The 18,039-nt window shown below is 36.3% G+C and carries 16 protein-coding genes and 1 riboswitch; of the genes, 7 read left to right on the forward strand and 9 right to left on the reverse strand.

The window, feature by feature from the left end; genetic code table 11:
- Positions 1 to 101 precede the first annotated feature (101 nt).
- The 8 genes from MJG50_RS09000 to MJG50_RS09035 all read right to left on the reverse strand — a co-directional run bounded on the left by MJG50_RS09000 (position 102) and on the right by MJG50_RS09035 (position 9,894).
- Positions 102 to 2,285, reverse strand: coding sequence for a YhgE/Pip domain-containing protein (locus MJG50_RS09000; protein ID WP_240254949.1), 2,184 nt, complete (start codon positions 2,283 to 2,285; stop codon positions 102 to 104).
- A 114-nt stretch (positions 2,286 to 2,399) separates the two neighbouring features.
- The gene (locus MJG50_RS09005; RefSeq protein WP_240254951.1) at positions 2,400 to 2,972 is read right to left on the reverse strand and encodes a TetR/AcrR family transcriptional regulator; all 573 of its coding nucleotides are present in this window, start codon (positions 2,970 to 2,972) and stop codon (positions 2,400 to 2,402) included.
- Positions 2,973 to 3,113: 141 nt separating this feature from the next.
- Positions 3,114 to 3,872 carry an ABC transporter ATP-binding protein gene (locus MJG50_RS09010; RefSeq protein WP_240254953.1) on the reverse strand — a complete coding sequence of 253 codons (759 nt, stop codon included), beginning with the start codon at positions 3,870 to 3,872 and terminating at the stop codon, positions 3,114 to 3,116.
- Between the two features lie 87 nt (positions 3,873 to 3,959).
- Positions 3,960 to 6,314 (reverse strand): FtsX-like permease family protein, encoded by a 2,355-nt coding sequence (locus MJG50_RS09015; protein ID WP_240254955.1) that lies wholly within the window; start codon positions 6,312 to 6,314, stop codon positions 3,960 to 3,962.
- Positions 6,315 to 6,409: 95 nt separating this feature from the next.
- Complete coding sequence (locus MJG50_RS09020; protein WP_240254957.1) at positions 6,410 to 7,051, reverse strand: TetR/AcrR family transcriptional regulator; 642 nt, start codon at positions 7,049 to 7,051, stop codon at positions 6,410 to 6,412.
- 157 nt (positions 7,052 to 7,208) lie between these two features.
- On the reverse strand, positions 7,209 to 8,240 hold the full coding sequence (locus MJG50_RS09025; protein ID WP_240254959.1) for a DUF2804 domain-containing protein: 1,032 nt from the start codon (positions 8,238 to 8,240) through the stop codon (positions 7,209 to 7,211).
- A gap of 213 nt (positions 8,241 to 8,453) precedes the next feature.
- The gene (locus tag MJG50_RS09030) at positions 8,454 to 9,200 is read right to left on the reverse strand and encodes an NUDIX hydrolase (RefSeq protein WP_240254961.1); all 747 of its coding nucleotides are present in this window, start codon (positions 9,198 to 9,200) and stop codon (positions 8,454 to 8,456) included.
- Between the two features lie 175 nt (positions 9,201 to 9,375).
- Complete coding sequence (locus MJG50_RS09035; RefSeq protein WP_240254963.1) at positions 9,376 to 9,894, reverse strand: hypothetical protein; 519 nt, start codon at positions 9,892 to 9,894, stop codon at positions 9,376 to 9,378.
- A gap of 423 nt (positions 9,895 to 10,317) precedes the next feature.
- On the opposite strand from MJG50_RS09035, the gene MJG50_RS09040 reads away from it, so the two are divergent.
- The 5 genes from MJG50_RS09040 to MJG50_RS09060 all read left to right on the forward strand — a co-directional run bounded on the left by MJG50_RS09040 (position 10,318) and on the right by MJG50_RS09060 (position 14,176).
- On the forward strand, positions 10,318 to 10,635 hold the full coding sequence (locus MJG50_RS09040; RefSeq protein WP_240254965.1) for a hypothetical protein: 318 nt from the start codon (positions 10,318 to 10,320) through the stop codon (positions 10,633 to 10,635).
- 370 nt (positions 10,636 to 11,005) lie between these two features.
- Positions 11,006 to 11,863 (forward strand): transporter substrate-binding domain-containing protein, encoded by an 858-nt coding sequence (locus MJG50_RS09045; protein ID WP_240254967.1) that lies wholly within the window; start codon positions 11,006 to 11,008, stop codon positions 11,861 to 11,863.
- Positions 11,864 to 11,973: 110 nt separating this feature from the next.
- Positions 11,974 to 12,681: an amino acid ABC transporter permease gene (locus MJG50_RS09050; RefSeq protein ID WP_240254969.1), complete on the forward strand. Its 708-nt coding sequence runs from the start codon at positions 11,974 to 11,976 to the stop codon at positions 12,679 to 12,681.
- Between the two features lie 12 nt (positions 12,682 to 12,693).
- Positions 12,694 to 13,407: an amino acid ABC transporter permease gene (locus tag MJG50_RS09055; RefSeq protein WP_240254971.1), complete on the forward strand. Its 714-nt coding sequence runs from the start codon at positions 12,694 to 12,696 to the stop codon at positions 13,405 to 13,407.
- A gap of 13 nt (positions 13,408 to 13,420) precedes the next feature.
- Positions 13,421 to 14,176, forward strand: a complete 756-nt coding sequence (locus MJG50_RS09060; protein WP_240254973.1) for an amino acid ABC transporter ATP-binding protein — start codon at positions 13,421 to 13,423, stop codon at positions 14,174 to 14,176.
- 31 nt (positions 14,177 to 14,207) lie between these two features.
- Here the strand turns inward: MJG50_RS09060 and MJG50_RS09065 are convergent, their stop codons facing one another.
- Positions 14,208 to 15,356, reverse strand: coding sequence for an acyl-CoA dehydrogenase family protein (locus MJG50_RS09065; protein WP_240254975.1), 1,149 nt, complete (start codon positions 15,354 to 15,356; stop codon positions 14,208 to 14,210).
- A 201-nt stretch (positions 15,357 to 15,557) separates the two neighbouring features.
- A riboswitch (SAM riboswitch) is annotated at positions 15,558 to 15,666 on the forward strand.
- 81 nt (positions 15,667 to 15,747) lie between these two features.
- Between MJG50_RS09065 and MJG50_RS09070 the strand changes: the two genes are divergently transcribed.
- Entirely contained in the window at positions 15,748 to 16,869 is a 1,122-nt protein-coding gene (locus MJG50_RS09070) for a methionine biosynthesis PLP-dependent protein (RefSeq protein ID WP_240254977.1), read from the forward strand.
- A complete protein-coding gene (gene metC, locus MJG50_RS09075; protein ID WP_240254981.1) occupies positions 16,866 to 18,032 on the forward strand; it encodes a cystathionine beta-lyase in 1,167 nt (388 codons plus the stop codon). Before MJG50_RS09070 ends, metC begins: the two co-directional genes overlap by 4 nt.
- Positions 18,033 to 18,039: the final 7 nt, after the last annotated feature.

An 18,039-nucleotide genomic window follows, 5' to 3' on the forward strand; every position in this document is an offset into this window, starting at 1 on the left:
TAGTTTTTTTCATTTGTCAATTTAATTTTTATATAATTCAGAAAACAAAATGTGTAAAAACAAAAAGAAGCATGCCCACAATGAGACACACTTCCTTTTGATTATGCTACGTTTTCAGCAGCAGGAATATTTACTTGACGTTTCATTTTAATTTTAAAATAACCTAATGTGATTAGCATGAACGCTACCGTATATGCTAATAAAATTCCATTGTTATGCCACATAAATGCAAAGTCACCACTTGAAACAACAGCTTTAAATGCTTGAACTGAATATGTCATTGGAAGCAATGCACTGATTGGTTGCAATGCGTCCGGAATTAATTCTAGTGGGAATGTTCCAGCACTTGTTGTTAATTGCAGAATGAGTATTACAATTGCAATGAATCTTCCTGGGTCTCCCATCATCGTAACAAGCATTTGAACCAATGTCATAAATACAAAGCTAGTAATGACTGACGTTACAAAGAATAAGAAAATATTTTTTACTTCGATATTCAATCCTACTAGTAGAATAAAATCTACTAATATAGCTTGAATAATACCAATTATCGCAATAACACCAAATTTACTGAAGAACCATCCAAGTGCATTTTTAGGTCTAACAACTGGTTCTTTAAGTGCAAATACAATTGAAATAAGTAATGCACCTACAAATAATCCTAATGAGATGAAATATGGTGCGAAACCAGTTCCATAGTTAGGCACTTTATTAATTTCTTGTTTTTCAACAGTTACGGGTTCACCCATCATGTCATACGTATCATCTGTGGCATGAACAGAATTTGCCTTTTCAGCACCATCTGTTAATTTGTCAGATAATTCGGTAGAACCATCTGCCAATTTTACAGTACCTTCATTTAATTCCTTCGAACCATCAGCAAGCTTACCAGAGCCTTCTTGAATTTGTCCTGCTCCATCAGAAAGTTGATTCATACCAGACGTTAGATCGCTGGCACCTTTATTTAGGGCTTGTGATCCAGCATATAATTGATTGATACCCTTTTGTAAGACAAGTTGACCTTTATTGATTTCTCCGATACCAGTTGCTAATTCGCTAAATGCTGGTGCTGTTTGTGCTTTTAATTGATCTTCAATACCATTTGTCGCACCAAGCAATTGTTGATTCAGTTCTGATTTAAATTGAGTAAATCCTTGGTCTAATCCACCTTTTACCCCTTGTTCAATTCCTGGTTTTAAATTTTGAAGGAGTTGTGCCTTCAATTGCTTTTGTAACAATTCGGCTGTAGGTTTTACAGGATAGAGTTGATTAACTACCTGTTCTGGTAACTTAGAAATCATCTCCATTTGTTGAGCAGCCAATTGCTTAGATAGGGATTCAGCAATATTTTCAGTTAATCCAGCAGAGAGGCCATTTCCAAGCTGTGTTTCAAATTCGTCAACACCTGTATTTAATTTTCCTACACTTCCCTGTAATTGCTCATTAATTCCTTCAGCAATTTTCCCAGGAAGTTGTTCTTTCATTTGCTCGACTCCAGCCTGTGCTTTTTGGGTTCCACCGATTAATGCTGGGAGTTTTGCCTCAATTTCTCCAAGACCTGTCTTCACTTGGTCAGTTCCAGCAGCTAGGTCATTTGCACCAGTTGCTGCTTTTTGAATTCCATCTTTGAACTCAATTGATTTGGATGCTAATACTTCAAGATTATCTTTTAATGCTTTTGAACCATCCTCAAGCTTCACTGCACCATCATGTATCTGACCGGCACCATCACTTGCTTGATCCAATCCATCTGCCATTTCAGTTACTTTATCAAACATCGTTTCCGCATAGGTAGCTGTAATTTTCTTTGATATTTCAGCTTTGATTTTTTCCATTGCCGTTTCACCGATTTGACCAGAGAGGAAGTTTGAGCCTTCATTTGGAACATATTTGATTTCTAATTTTTCTGGTTGATCATCAAGCAATGTTGTTGCATTTGCGGAGAAATTCTCTGGAATCTCAACTAGTATATAATAGTCCTGATTTTCTAGACCCTTATATCCTTTTTCCTTTGAGACCATATTAAACTTGAATGTTTCACTATCTTCAAGCTTATCTACTAAATCTTTTCCTAATTGAAGATGCTCTCCTTCAAAATCGGAACCCGCATCCTGATTCACGACTGCTACAGGCAAATCTGTCATATGTGCGTATGGATCTAAAAAAGCCCATAAGAACATGCCAGCATATAAAACTGGTACGAATGCTACGGCTAAAATCGGAATAAGGATTTTCCGGTTCGAAAAGATGTGTTTTAATTCTGCTAAAAAAGACGAACCTTTCATCGACTTCAGCCTCCTAATTATAATTGACCATTTTGTTCATTCGGTCATTTTGGTGGTAATTGTAAGGGTGCTCTACAGGTTGAATAAGAGAACCCTTTGTATCATAGTTCTTATTTATTTTGACAAGCCATGGAAAAAATATAGTTCAAAAAGCTGGGAAATTTCTTCTTTAACCAGTGGTTGATGATTTCTTTCCCAATCAAAAATTAATGATACATATAGCTTCAGCATAACAAAAGCTGTAATCTCTGGATCACATTCTTTAATTTCGCCGCGGTCAATTGCTTCTTGAATAATTCCCTTCATATAATTAATGATGGCTTGCTCCACACGCTGCACAACGTCAACTACAGCTTGTGTACCGATATCCCTTTCTTCTTGAAAAAGCTTAATCGTTAATTGGTGTGATTTTCGAAATTCAAGCAATTCGAATAGCACACGATTAGCATTATCATGAAAAGAACTATCAGTTTTTATTGCTTTTTCCGCTACAGCCTTCATATCTTTAATCAAGGTATTTACGATGTCACCAAACAATTCATCCTTATTTTTAAAAAATGTATAAATTGTTCCTTTGCCAACGTTTGCTAGTTTTGCAACTTGGTCCATCGTTGTTGCCTTATACCCAAATAAAGAAAAGGATTTTGTAGCAGCATCAATGATTAATTGCCTTCGATCAACCGCCACCTCTTACACCTCACTTTTTGACCTTTTGACCAAATGAGGAATTTAGTCATTTTTTTATTAACAAAATGTAATATATCACATCTTTTTTTATCTTGCAAGGATTTTTTTTATCTTAGTAACATGATTGCAAATTTCCAAATTCTAGTGAACTATCCAATTTAAAATACTTTCCTCTCTTTTCTTACTATCTTGCTTCTGCGGATCGTATTTACCCATTATCTTTTGAGCAACAATACTTCCATCTACCATATATAATACTCTTTCAGTTTTTGCTGCCACCTTGGCATCATGTGTTACAAGTAGAATCGTCGTCCCTCTTCTATTTATTTCTGCAAGAATTGACATAATATCCTCGGTCGATTCTGAATCTAATGCACCAGTCGGCTCATCACCAAATATGATATCTGGATTATTAATCAACGCCCTACAAATAGCGATTCTCTGTAGCTGTCCTCCAGATCCTTGCGTAATATTATGATCTGCCAGCTTGTCAATCCCTGTCATTTTCAGTAGCTTTTTTGCTTTTTGATTTACCTTATTTTTTTCCACATCTTTTGATATCAGAGCAGGAAACATCACATTGTCAATCAGTGAGAGATTCTTAAGCAGATTAATATCCTGGAAGATAAAACCCATGTGTTTCAATCGAAGCTGTGCCATTTTCTCCTCGCTAAGACTGGTAATATCACTACCTCTAAACTTTACACTGCCTGAACTAACCCGATCCATACCGCTCATATTATAAAGCAGTGTTGATTTACCACTTCCAGATGGCCCCATAATCGATACGAATTCACCTTCTTCAATCTCTAAGTTTATATCTTTTAAAATACGAAGCTCATGATTATCTCCTAGTTCTACATTTTTGTTCATACTTATTCCTTCTAATATTGTGCTCATTCATATGCCTCCCATGCAAATGTAAAAATAGATAAGAGGGCAGGAGACTATTTCATTTTCATATATTTGTCACCTGCCAAAGGTCTACTAACTTCTCAAAATAATAGATAGGTCTTCCTTTACGGTTATCTTACAGGATAAATATATGGTAGTTCCGACTATTAAAATCAATACAACTGGGCAAAGAAGCCATGTCTGCCAGACGACAGTCACTAATTCAATTTTTGTTGCTCCCATTGAAGACATACCAATGTTTACCAGAAACTCCCCTAAATAATTGGAAGCCATAACTCCAAATATGATTCCTAATACAAGTACCAACAAAGTCCCTGCCATATATTGATAACTAATCTCTTGAGAAGTTAAGCCTATACTTCGCATTATTGCAATTTGAGACATATCTTTTGATAATAGCATTCGAAGGAATAGAGCAGTAATTAATATAAGAACGATAACTGCGATGATGATTCCAGCGGTTACAATGATCTTCATCTGGTCTATCATATTTCCAAGTGTTTGGCTAGAATATTCTTGGATATCATTTACCTGTGCAGAATCATAATTACCTTGGTAGTAGCTCATTTTCTCGCTTATATTAACGCCTTCAGTCACATCCATGCTCACAATATACCAAAGTACTGCTGATGCATTTATACCAAGACTAGTATCCGCTTTTGCTGTATTCCCACCATTTGTAATATCTTGATAAATACCTGTTATTTTTAACGTCTTTTCTGTCCCGTCAGCCTTTACTACCACTTCATCTCCTACTTGTTTGTTTAATCCCTCCTTCGTCGCATTTGCATAGGAAAGTGAGATCTCACCTTCGTTTTCTGGTGATCTCCCTTCTAAATATTGCAATGGAAATACTGTGAAATCTCCAACTTCAATATTTATATAATCCCAGGAACCATCCGCATTTTTGATTTGGTAAGAACTTGTTATAAAAGCAGCGTACTTTTCAATATCTGAATCAGCTAGTAGTTCTTGCTGTAGATTATTAAAATCATCTGTTATTGTATCTGACTTTCTAAGATCGATTCTAATATCGGATTTTCCAATGCCCATATATGTTGAAAACTCCGGTGAATTCATCGTGTTATACACATTTAATGGGAGAATAACTATAAACGAACAAACAGCAAATATAAAAAACAGTAACCGATATAATTTAAATCGTATCCATACATCCCGTAGCCCCATATAAATATTCGTGCTGAACCATTTATTTTTAAGCAATCGGAAACGATTTTTCTTATTTCTCCCTTGCTCCATAATATTGGAACGCAATGCTTCTACCGCTGAAATCTTATCGATTCTTTTCATTACTTTCTTACAGTACATGACGATCATAAAATAGACCATAAGTGGAGCTATAAGGGCTAGAATGAATTTTAAGTTTCCTGATAAATCTGAGGATATATACAGTTTCATATGCTCATTAAACAGATTGGCAACTGGGAAAGAAAGCAGATAACCTAAAATACCAGCTGCTACTGACAGTAGTCTGTATTTGTTAAGGTATACATTCCTAATATCTTTTTTAGAAATACCAATTGCTTTCATAACACCTATTTCTTTTAAATCCTCATCCATTGTCGCTAAAAATGTAAGTCTAATACTTAGAAACGCAATTAATATCAACAGCATACTGATCAGGATAATGACCAAAGCCACAGCGGCATCTGACAGAGCATTAAATATCAAAAAGATCTGTCCATCAACTAAAGGTCCATTTGCTGGTAGGCCTGCTTCAATATAAGCAGTTTTCAAAGCATTAGCATCCCCACTCTCGCGCAGTTTGAATTCAATTAAATACTCTAGTTCCCCTTCATATGTTTCACGCATTTCCTCAAAATCTGCCGGATTCATAACAAACCGCTTTGATGATGTAAGTGAAGAATTCATCTCATAATCTCTTGCATAATCTGCAATGATAAACTCTTTCTCATACATTCCCTGTTTGACGGTTATCGTCCCGCCGATTTTCAAGTCATATTGTTCCATAAAATAGATTGGAACTGCGACTTCTCCTTCCTTAACAACAAGCTTTTCATTGTTCAAGTCCAAGATAAAATCAAATTGTTGATTCTGTACAACGAAGGAAATATCCTGTATGGTTCCAGCCATCGTCTGATTTTCACCATAATGAATCTGACTTCCGTCAAATGTCAGAAGCACCATCGTCTCCTGCATCATTACATTCTCTCGCTGTTCTTCTGTAAATTGATCGATATCTGCCTGATTGAATTCTCCGGAATGCATCTGGGTTATGTCAGCTGGGTTTGAACGTTCCTTCATTTCCGACATTGACTGAATTAGATTAGCAATATTATTGATAGCACTTGCTGCCAAAATAACTGCCATCGTAATAAAAACAAATACGGTCATTGTGATCACTTTGTTTCTGGTGAAATCGTTTTTTATCATTTTCAAAAACATTATTTTCCCTCCCAACTGCATACCCCTTTTTTAGACTCTCTTTAATTTGATAGAAGAATTCTTATGATACTAAGCGATATTTTCAACACAAAGCATTATTCTTCATTCCCGCTACCAAACATCTGCATAACATACAATAAACTTCCACTTTCAGTACCAAGCAGCCTTTCTAGGTTAAAAATAAGCGCTTTTATGCGTGAAACACGCTCCTCATTTGTCATTTCTACAATATCATCATCAAAAATGGTATTCGTGTACGCAATCACCATTTCCATACATTCATACGGGTACGGAGTGTTGAACTGCCCCTGCTCAATACCTTCACGGATTATATTCGTTAATATCCGAGGAACGGAGTTGATGATGACCTTTTGTATTTTCTGATGCATGAGCGCGTTCTGAGGCTTATGTATATGCTCCTTGATTTCCTTGCCACTACTGCTGCCACTGATATTTAAAGCCATTACAGTACGGATCATACGCTCGTTTAAAGGAATACTCTTATCTGTGGCGATTATCCGGGCAGCCTCCAAAAGACTATCACTATGTCTTTCAATCAACGCATCCATAATATCCTCCTTCGACTTGAAGTGATAATAAAGCGTTCCCCTTGCAATCCCGACCTTTTCGAGAATATCTTTTGTACTTGTGCCATCAAAGCCTTTCTGGGTGAAGAGCTCATCCGCTGCATCAAGTATTTCGTTCCTGCGCTCCTCCGCCTCTTTTACAACTCTCATTTTCACATCTTCTCCTTCTTTTTGACCGACCGACTGTCTGTCGATTATAGATTAACATACTTTTTGAAGTTGTCAATAGTATGTGCTGGATCTCTTTAAGGATTTCTCAAAAAATTCAGCAAAAAAGACGCAAGAACTGTTCCCGCGTCTATAATTCTTACCATTTATTATATACTCGCTCTGCAAAGCCTAGTAAATCTTGAACTTCAAGGACTTTCCCATCATCTAAAATGGCTTTACCATTAAACTTGCCAAAAACTTGATGCTGGTCACTAGCAATCAAACCGATTGATGTATAATCACTACGATCTAGAATAGGGGTAAAATTCATTTCAAAGCGTCCATCGCCCGATGTAAAAGTCCATGGACTTATGTAATCATATTTTTCACCGATCATCGGAATGTGAAAAGTTATCTCCTCCAACTTATGAGCAATTCCATCATAAAAAAGCATATTCTCACTTGCTGCCGACGTATCACCAAAGCCGTATCCGATATTAAAGCCAAACTTAATGCTGTCGACCAGTCCAGATGCAGATCCCCAATACCATGTATTCTTATAAGTCCAAACACCACGACCCCAATCTAATGTTCCAAATGATGTGGCTGGATCAAATCGATATTCCCTTCCATCATATAAGGCAATGCCTTCTGCTGTCATGCAATTAATCTTCTGATTATAATAAAAGGCTTTTTTATCCTCAGCAAATGGAGTCGCAATTACCATCGAGTCTTTCGGTTCATTTTTAAGGACAATGTCACATTGAAAATCTTGAATATCAGTAAATTTTTTCATATTACACTTGAGTCTTCGATTCCCATCCTCATGAGTGATCGAAATTTGTATTCTTTTGTCATGATATTCTATATCACCTTCCTTCGATGTGGAAGGAAGCTTTAGCTTACCAAAGGTAAAAGGCTTAATAATACTTGTAGTTTTATACCAAGGCTTTTGAAAATCCAATAATGATACACTTATTAATCCCATATACGAATTATCCGCGACCGTTAGTGCAACCGCAAAATCATCATTTGCGATCAAATAATAATCCCATTCTTTAATTCGATATGAACGAGCCTTAATGTCATCACGATGATAGTCAAGAATGAGTTCTGTCGCATAGCCCTTATCATTTAGCTCACCATTGCTATTTAAAAGCCTTTGTTTTCCCTCAATTTTTCTTTGCATGTATAGAACTCCCCAGTTATAAAATAGTCGTTAAACATTTTGTTCCTTCTCTTTTTTAAAATAGTTAGATTGACCGAATAATGCATCACCAGTCATTGCACTAATTCCAACCTTTATCATTCTTTTCTATAAGTTTTTAACATTTTCAATTATTACACCAATATTAACATAAATAACGCCTCAACAGTTTACTATCTTTCTGTTGAGGCACTATCATATATCATTATCGAATCGGTTTAATAGCCGATAGGGTCGAACTTTAAAAGCTTCATATGGCACACACCGACCATTCATTGCATCTAGCACTCTAGGTTTAAATTTTCCACGTGTAATATAGTTTGTGAAATTTGCTTGATCAATTTTTACAAATTGGACATCCTTCGTCTCTGACGAGGTCTTGACATTTCCACTTTTATATTTTCCTTTAAAAACAATTGCAATCGTACTTCCGTTCGAATAAACTCCTGTAACTCCATCTAATTTCACATGAATACCAGTCTCTTCTAAAATCTCCCTGTACAATGCGCGATCAAGGGTCTCCCCTTCATCAACACCCCCACCAGGTAGTTCCCATGTGTCTGAACGCCAAAAAGTTTTTACCAAAAGGGTTTCATCTTTTTCATTTGTAATATATCCACTTACTGTTACCGAATGCATCGGAAAGTCGTATTTGCTTGTCGTGTACATAAATTCTTCTAGGTATTCTATTAAAGGTGGTTCATCTAATGGGGCTTTTAAGTATAGGTCATCATTTTTTACACGCTCCTCTATTTTGAGGAACTCACTTTGGTTTGGGTATTCCCATATGGAAATTACATCATTATGTGAGTCAGTAACCCATTGGCCAACAAGCTTGGCTCCATTCTTAATATTGCTCGGTATGATAATCTCATTTAGGTAATGAATGATTTCACTTACATTCTGGGGATTAATGCGATAGGTAATTTTTTTATAAATCATAGGAATCCCTCCGTACGTAGTTAAATACATTCTCTCACTATTGTACGGGTAGAGATTCAAATTGATTGGACATGGGGGGGGGTTCACACGTTTTAATCACCCCTTAATCCTTCTGTTTTCAAGGGGTGATTTCCGTGCTTTGGTGATCACGATCACCTCTAATAATTATATTGATTTAGTTGCTCCAAATAATTTCTCCTGATTTCGTTTCATGGTCTATTTCTACATCAAAATCATGCTTTGTATAAAAGTAGACAAGGCGATCTAGATGGTCCCAATCTCTCTGTGCAATATCTCCAGTTATTGTAGGCATATTTTGTTCAATTGCTATATCCTTAAGATAATTAATACAGATGGAACCATAACCTTGATTTGCAGGACCTCTAATATCACCAATGTGAATCACATTATCATCTATATATTTGGCATGCAGTGAAAATTCCCATTTCCCACGGTAAGCGGATACACAATCATTCAACATAATTTGACAACGACGCCCATCATCAAGCGCAGATACGATGACCCATTTTTCTTCCTTTGTTTGGTCAATCCCAATAATTTGATGTCTCTTTGATATTTCTTTTATATTCTCCTGCATTCGAAACATCTGAAATTGAAGTTCCTCTAAATCCTTCTGAACCTCAGAGCGGCTTTTAGTAAGATTCTCTTCTTCTAGCAAACTTTCAAAATACATGATTAACACCTTTCATTTCATACTTTTAATCTTAAAAACACCCCTATTTCCATATTTACATATATCTAACATTATTAGAAAATAGTTACGTTTTTTCCTTCAAAAATACAAATTCCTATTATACTAGACTTATAGTATTAAAGCAAACCCATGATTGTGATTTTGATGAATTACTAGTTCAAAAAAGGAAGAAGTTACACATACAAAAGTGAATATGGAAGACAAGATAGAAGTGGATAAAGATGATGAAAAAATAATCATTCTTCTTGGTGGGTCATCTTAATCATAGTTGTTTTACTGCAGTACATTATTTCTAAACGTCGAAAAAGATCCTCGAAATGAGGATCTTTTTGTCAGCATTTTTTTGTAGCATAACTTTTTAAGATGATGTATGATTGTTACATTCTAAAGGAGTGAATTTCAATGAGGAAACAATGGGTGATTGTATTTGTTTCACTGCTTGCAGTATTGTCATTCGCTACTACTCATAACCATTTCCACACGATGAAATCTGCTGATATTCAAGAAAGCAGTACAATCATTAGTGGCTTTTCAGCTGATAGCTTACCACTTTTGGATGATGGGAAGCAAAAATTGCTGAGCATAATTATCGACCCTATTTTTATCATTATTTTTCTAAAACTCTTCTCTGCCAGAAGCTATGCCGGGATGCTCGTGCGAAAAGATATATTATTTCCACCCATTTTTTATCAGTCGAACTATGTGGGCAAGGCTCTTTGATTTTTCAAATTAAAAAATCAAGGAGGAAACGATATGTGGTTCAGATTTTTAATGATTGGCTTCTTTTCACTTACTGCAACAGGTTTATTCATCTACCAAGGAATTGAAATCACTCAAGCATTTAAAGATTTTTTTCATCAAAAATAAATAGCAAAATAAAAACGAATGAAGCTGTATTGTGCTTCATTCGTTTTTTTATTTTCACCGAACTGAATCTAATGATCGTATTTCATTATACTCATCAAAATCCAAATAATTTAATCAAAAGAATTTTCTAAAAACACATTGACGGTTTTTTCATAGAATGCTAATATCTTACTAATCCAATTAAATAACTAGGAATTAAATTAATCAAAAGGGGTTATGAATTATGAAAACTAAAAAGATAGCAAGTCTTTTTACAGCAGCTTTAGCTACAGTTGTCCTTCTAGCAGGATGCGCCAGCGGTTCTGATTCAGCTTCTGGTAATGATTCAGGAGTTAGGAAGGTAAAAGTAGCCTATGATCAGGCATCAAAGCCCATCTCTTGGTTAGATGAAAATGGCAATCCTACTGGATACGATGTGGAGGTCATGAAATTAGTGGATGAATTACTTCCAGATTATGAGTTCGAATATGTTGGAACAACAAGTGATGATCTCTTAATTGGGGTTGAACAAGGTAAATATCAAGTTGGGATTAAAAATGCATTCTGGACACAGGAAAGAACGGAAAAATTTATATACCCAAAGGAATTTCTTGGCTTAAGTAGTGCAGGACTTGTGTTAAAAAAGGAAAATGAACATATAAAGAGCCTAACTGATTTTGCATCTGCTGGACTAACATTAGCACCAATAGCTGCGAATAATGCACAATATACGATTATCGATGAATACAACCAAGCGAACCCTGACAATCCAGTGAAATTAAAAGCAGGTGATGAATTCTCTGTTGATGTCGTTCAATGGGTGAATGAAGGTCGTGTCGACGGTGGTGTGATGATTGAAGGACCATTTGAAAAACAAGTGAAAGCTGAGGATGGCGCTTATCATAACTTAGTAAATGATGTTATCTACAACGAGTTTGACGTGATTAAAACATGGCCTTTATTTAACAAAAAAGAACAAGACTTTGCCGATGCTTATGATAAAGCAATCAAGCAGCTTAAAGAAGAAAAGAAAACGAATGAACAAAGTGTAGAATTTTATGGCAGGGATTTGTTTGAGGTGCTTGACACCGTTGATAGATAACAAGACTTTTTGAAAATAGTGGCTGCAAACTTGTCTCTTGCTTGGGGTGAAATCACACCTAAGTTTATAGGGAGACAAGTTTTTTCTACTAATAAGGATGGTGAGAAAACGTGGAAAAGTATTTTAATGCAACTTATATTTGGGAGTCCATCCCAATGTTACTTCCTTTTTTAAAAGTAACTTTTTTAGTAACAGTTCTATCCGTATTATTCGGAACGATTCTAGGTTTCATTTTGGCGATCATGAAACTTAGTAAAAATAAAATTGCACAGAAAATAGCTCACGGTTATACAACGATTTTACGCTGTACTCCATCCATTGTCCTGCTTTTTCTTGTGTACTACGGACTCCCTGCAATTGCTAGTAATTTCAAAGTCGACCTTAATAATGTCGAGACAATTGTCTTTGTTGTCATTACCTTCACCCTTCAATTCGGAGCTTTAATGTCTGAAGTAATCCGTTCATCCTATGAAGCAATTGATAAAGGTCAATTTGAAGCAGCAGTTAGTGTCGGCTTAAGTCCTATTCAAGCATATTGGAGAATTATTTTACCACAGGCGTTTGTCGTTGCCTTGCCGAATTTCGGCAATAGCTTACTTGAGCTTATGAAAGAAGGATCATTAGCCTATACGATTGGTCTAATCGATATTATGGGGAAGGCCAATCTGATTATAGCTGGCAATATTAATGCACATGCATTGGAAATATATATTGGTTTATCAATTATTTATTGGATCCTCTCAATTGCAATTGAACAAACCTTCTTGAAATTAGAAAAGATTTTCAGCAAAGGCAAACAAATCATTAAAACAACTTAAGGTGGTGAGAAAGTGTCGCAAGGTCTTGATGTTCAATTTTTAATAGATACCTTTTTTGTTGCATTATCAGGAGTTCCGGTTGCCTTACTCATTACGGTCGTATCCTTATTAATCGCGCTCCCATTAGGTTTCCTACTTGCATTAACAAGAATCAATCGAATTCCCGTCTTACATCGATTTGCACAAGTGTATGTATCATTTGTACGAGGAACACCAGTTATTGTCCAAATTTTTATCATCTATAATAGTGTCCCATTATTACTCGATTCCTTTTTTACTAAATTTAAAATCGATATGAATGTTTATGATGTCAATCCTATTTGGTATGCATTTATCGTCTTTTCATTAAATACGACAGCGATTCTGATTGAAGTGTTCCGATCCTCGATTAGCACTGTAAGTAAAGGACAGTTGGAAGCAGCTCATTCTATCGGTCTAACAAACTTCCAAGCATTTCGAAGAATTATCATCCCTCAAACATTGGTCATAGCATTACCGAATATTTGTACAGCGACCGTCAATCTAATCAAAGCAACGTCTTTGGGCTATGCACTTTCACTCCAGGAAATAACGTTAAAAGCTAAGGTTGCTGCAAATGTTGGCTACAATTATGTTGAGGCCTATATTGATATCTTTCTCGTCTACTTACTAATTTGTAGTTTAGTAGAGTACGCATTTAAACTGTATGAAAAGCGATTAAGCAGGTATAAAACGGCGAGTATCTAAGGAGATGATTATTATGTTAGAAATAAAAAATATCAGCAAGTCCTTCGGAAATAATGTAATTATTAAAGACTTAGATTTAAAAATAGACAAGGGTGATGTTGTCGTTATTCTTGGTCCAAGTGGCTCAGGGAAGACAACATTACTCAGATGTATTAACTTCCTTGAAAAAGCTGATAAAGGGCAGGCAATTTCCGGAGAAATTGAGGTCAACTTAAAAACGGCATCAAAAAAACAAATTCATAAAATTAGACAAAAAGTCGCCTTTGTCTTTCAAAATTATAATCTATTCAATAATAAAACTGCATTGGAGAATGTAACCGAAGGACTTATTATCGGTAGAAAGGTTCCTAAGGCTGAAGCAATTGAAATTGGTAAAAAGGCTTTAGACAAAGTTGGACTATCGGAAAAATATAATTCATACCCAAGTGAATTATCAGGTGGTCAGCAGCAAAGAGTCGGAATCGCCCGAGCAGTTGCGCTGAATCCAGATATCATCCTTTTTGATGAACCAACTTCCGCACTTGATCCAGAACTAGTCGGTGAAGTGTTAACCGTCATGAAAAATATTGCAAAGGAAGGAACCACAATGCTAGTAGTGACCCATGAAATGTCCTTTGCCCAGGATGTCGCAAATAAAGTTATATTCATGGATGGTGGAGTCGTAGTTGAAGAAGGAACCCCTCAGGAGATTTTTGTACGGCCAAAGGAAGAAAGAACAAGACAATTTTTAAAAAGGGTTAAGCCTGAAGAGTTTATTTATAATATATAAAGCCACCATCAATTGTAATGGTGGCTTTCCTTTACCTATTCCCTATCGCATTTTTCGCGAGTAACATAATCGTCATGTCATCCATCGGTGGATTATGAAGACCCGCTCGTACGTCACGATAATAGCGTTGAAGTGGATTTTTAAGTGATAAGCTTCGTGCCCCCACTACTCTCATCGCAAGATCGACAATCTTGATTGCTGCATTTGTTACTGCAAGCTTGACAGCACCTAATTCTGGTTTCATTTGATTACGTTCTACTTCATTTGATTGGTCCCATTGTTTCGTAACTGAATATAAGAAATGTCTCGCCTTCATTAATTCTAGTTCCATTTCACCAATTTTTTGTTGTACAGTCGGAATATCGATAATCGATCCCTTAATACTGTTAGGGGAATAATCTTTCGCAAAATTAATTGCATAAGATTGTGCTGCCTGTGCAATACCTAAATAGCAAGCAGGAATATGGAGCAACCATCCTGATGACCCTTTATTTCCTGGCTCAAACCATTCAACTAAGTACTCCTCAGAAATCTTCACATTAGTTAAAACTAAATCATGACTGCCTGTTCCTTTCATGGCAATACTATCCCATGTTTCTTGAATTTCTACACCGGGAGTAGAGCGAGGAATTAAGAAATATCCTACCTCTCCACTTTCTTGTATAGTAGCCGTTACATTAAAATAATCTAATACAGGAGACATTGTCGTAAATGTTTTTCGACCATTAACGATCCAATAGTCGCCTTCCTTCACAGCTGACGTTGTTGGCTTTCCTCCCCTAGTTGGACTTCCTGTTTGTGGCTCTGATGCACAATTGTTAATAAGAGCTCCCTCTTTGACCTCGTTGCAAATCATTTCGAACATGGACTCTTTCCAAGAATTTTTTTCACCAAGATCTTGAATTATTCCCATATGCCAGCCAATTGATAATGCTGTCGGTCCATCCCCTGTTGCGATGCATTCTTGTAGGCGTACTAGCTCATAAAGGGATATCCCTTCACCTCCAACCTTTTTTGGAAGCGTTAATGATGTATAACCGGTTTCTTTCAAATCGGCAATATTTTCGAACGGAAAGCTTCCTTCCTCATCCACCTTTGCAGCTCTAGTTAAAAAACGCCCCGAAAGCTCGGTCATTAATTCAAGTCTTTCTTCCAAACTTTTAAAATCTTGAAATCTCATAAATTCACTGTCTCCTTTGCATTAAACTCTTATTTAGTCCTATGCTTAACACTTAATCCGACTAATCTTATATGTTTATTATTATATCATACAACTTTTTCTTTCATGTTAAAACAATAATTCTTTTTAATTTTTCTCTTGTTTTATTCTTTAAAATGTAATAAAGTTAAGGAAATTAATTTTCCGAAAAATTACATACTTTTCTTATCAAGAGAGACGGAGGGATTTGGCCCTATGATGTCTCAGCAACCAGCCTCTAAACAAGGTCCGGTGCTAATTCCAATAGGTAACCAAACCTAGAAGATAAGAAGTTTCTTTTCCATTGTAGGGACCTTCTTCTTTTAGGAGGTCCCTACTTTTTTTACCCATTTTACTAAAAAGGATGAGTAACATGACGAAAAGAAGCTTAAAAACAAGATTAGTGCAATTAGGAAATCATAGTGACAACACTACTGGTGCTGTAAACCCACCGATTTATTTATCTACTGCTTATCAGCATGAAGGACTAGGGAAGTCAACCGGTTATGATTATACACGCACCAAGAATCCAACTAGAACAATTCTAGAAGAGGGGATTGCAAACTTAGAATCAGGGGATTGTGGCTATGCCTGTAGTTCTGGAATGGCTGCGATCCAATTAGTACTTTCCCTCTTTCGTACTGGTGATGAATTAGTTGTACCTGAGGATATTTATGGTGGAACATACCGATTACTTAAATATTATTCGGAAGCATATGGAATCCATACAACATATTCTGACTTTACCGATGTCGAGGTAGTTGAGAAATTAATTACAGATAAAACAAAGGCGATCTTCATTGAAACGCCAACAAATCCATTAATGCAAGAAATTGATATAAAAAGATACTCAAAACTTGCACAAGATTACAATTTATTACTAATTGTTGATAACACTTTTTTAACTCCTTATCTTCAACGGCCGATCGAGGATGGTGCAGATATCGTGATCCACAGTGCGACCAAGTACATCGGTGGGCATAATGATGTTCTAGCTGGATTAGTAGTTGCTAAGGGGGAGGCATTATGTGAAAAGCTAACAACACTTCACAATGCTAGCGGTGCAGTTCTATCTCCATTTGATTCATGGTTATTAGTTAGAGGATTAAAAACACTTGCATTGCGAATGAAACAGCATGAGGAAAATGCAAAAAAGATTGCTGAATTTTTACAGAATGAACCGAAAGTGACCGATGTTCTCTATCCTGGAAAAGGTGGTATGTTATCATTCCGTCTTAGTGACAGTGAATGGATCGCTCCCTTTTTAGAAAATCTACAACTAATTACTTTTGCTGAAAGCCTTGGTGGTGTTGAAAGTTTTATAACTTACCCAGCTACACAAACACATGCTGATATTCCTAGGGAAGAGCGAATCCGCCGTGGAGTATGTGATCGATTATTGCGTTTTTCTGTTGGGGTGGAGGACGCAGATGATCTTATTGCGGATTTAGATCAAGTATTTTCGACATTAGAACAGGAGGTAATCGCAAAATGAGCACGTTCAAGGATCAATTAGAAACAAAACTCATTCACGCTTCATCAAGTGAAGACATTGAGCAAAGAACAGGTGCGGTTAATGTTCCTATTTATTTATCATCGACCTTTCACCAAGCAAGCTTTGATCATTATGGACCATTTGATTATAGTCGTTCTGGAAACCCAACGAGGCAAGCTTTGGAACAAACGATAGCCGAATTAGAAGGCGGGACAAGAGGGTTAGCATTCGCTTCCGGAATGGCAGCTATTTCTTCCGCTTTCATGCTTCTGTCTGCAAGCGATCATGTAATCGTTTCTGAAGATGTGTATGGGGGAACATTCCGTTTTGTAACAAAAGTGCTAAGTAAGTTCAATATTGACCATACATTCGTCAATATGACAGAGCTCGCCGAAATTGAGAAGGCTATTCAACCGAACACAAAGGTCATCTACATTGAAACACCTTCAAATCCTTGCTTAGAAATTACAGATATCGAAAGCGTTGTTAAAATCGCAAAAGCAAACAATTGCTTAACTTTTCTTGATAACACCTTTATGACACCACTTTACCAAAATCCTATCGATCTTGGTGTTGATGTCGTACTGCATAGTGCTACTAAGTTTTTATCAGGGCATAGTGACATTATCGCTGGTCTTGCCGTGACTAAAGATGAAGAGCTTGGAAATAGATTAGCATTTATTCAAAATTCATTTGGGGCCATTTTAGGTACATATGATTCATATCTTTTAATCCAAGGAATAAAAACATTAGGTACTCGTTTGCGACAATCGACTGATTCTGCTACAAAAATAGCAAATTATTTAAGTGAACATCCATTAATTGAAGACGTGTATTATCCTGGTCTTCCTTCTCATCCAGGGCATGATATTCATGTAAAACAATCATCAGGTGCTGGAGCCGTACTTTCTTTTAAACTACCAGATAAAGAAACTACGAAGATATTTGTTGAGCATCTTCGACTACCCAAATTCGCCGTCAGCCTTGGTGCTGTTGAATCCATTCTTTCATATCCAGCCCAAATGTCGCATGCGGCAATGCCAAAGGAAGAAAGAGAAAAAAGAGGCATCACCGATGGATTATTACGATTATCAGTAGGCTTAGAGCACGTTGATGATTTGATAGTAGATATTGAACAAGCATTGCATTCTGCTAGCAACTAACAAAATT

It is taken from the genome of Fredinandcohnia quinoae (genome assembly GCF_022427965.1).
Taxonomy (GTDB): domain Bacteria; phylum Bacillota; class Bacilli; order Bacillales; family Bacillaceae_L; genus Ferdinandcohnia; species Ferdinandcohnia quinoae.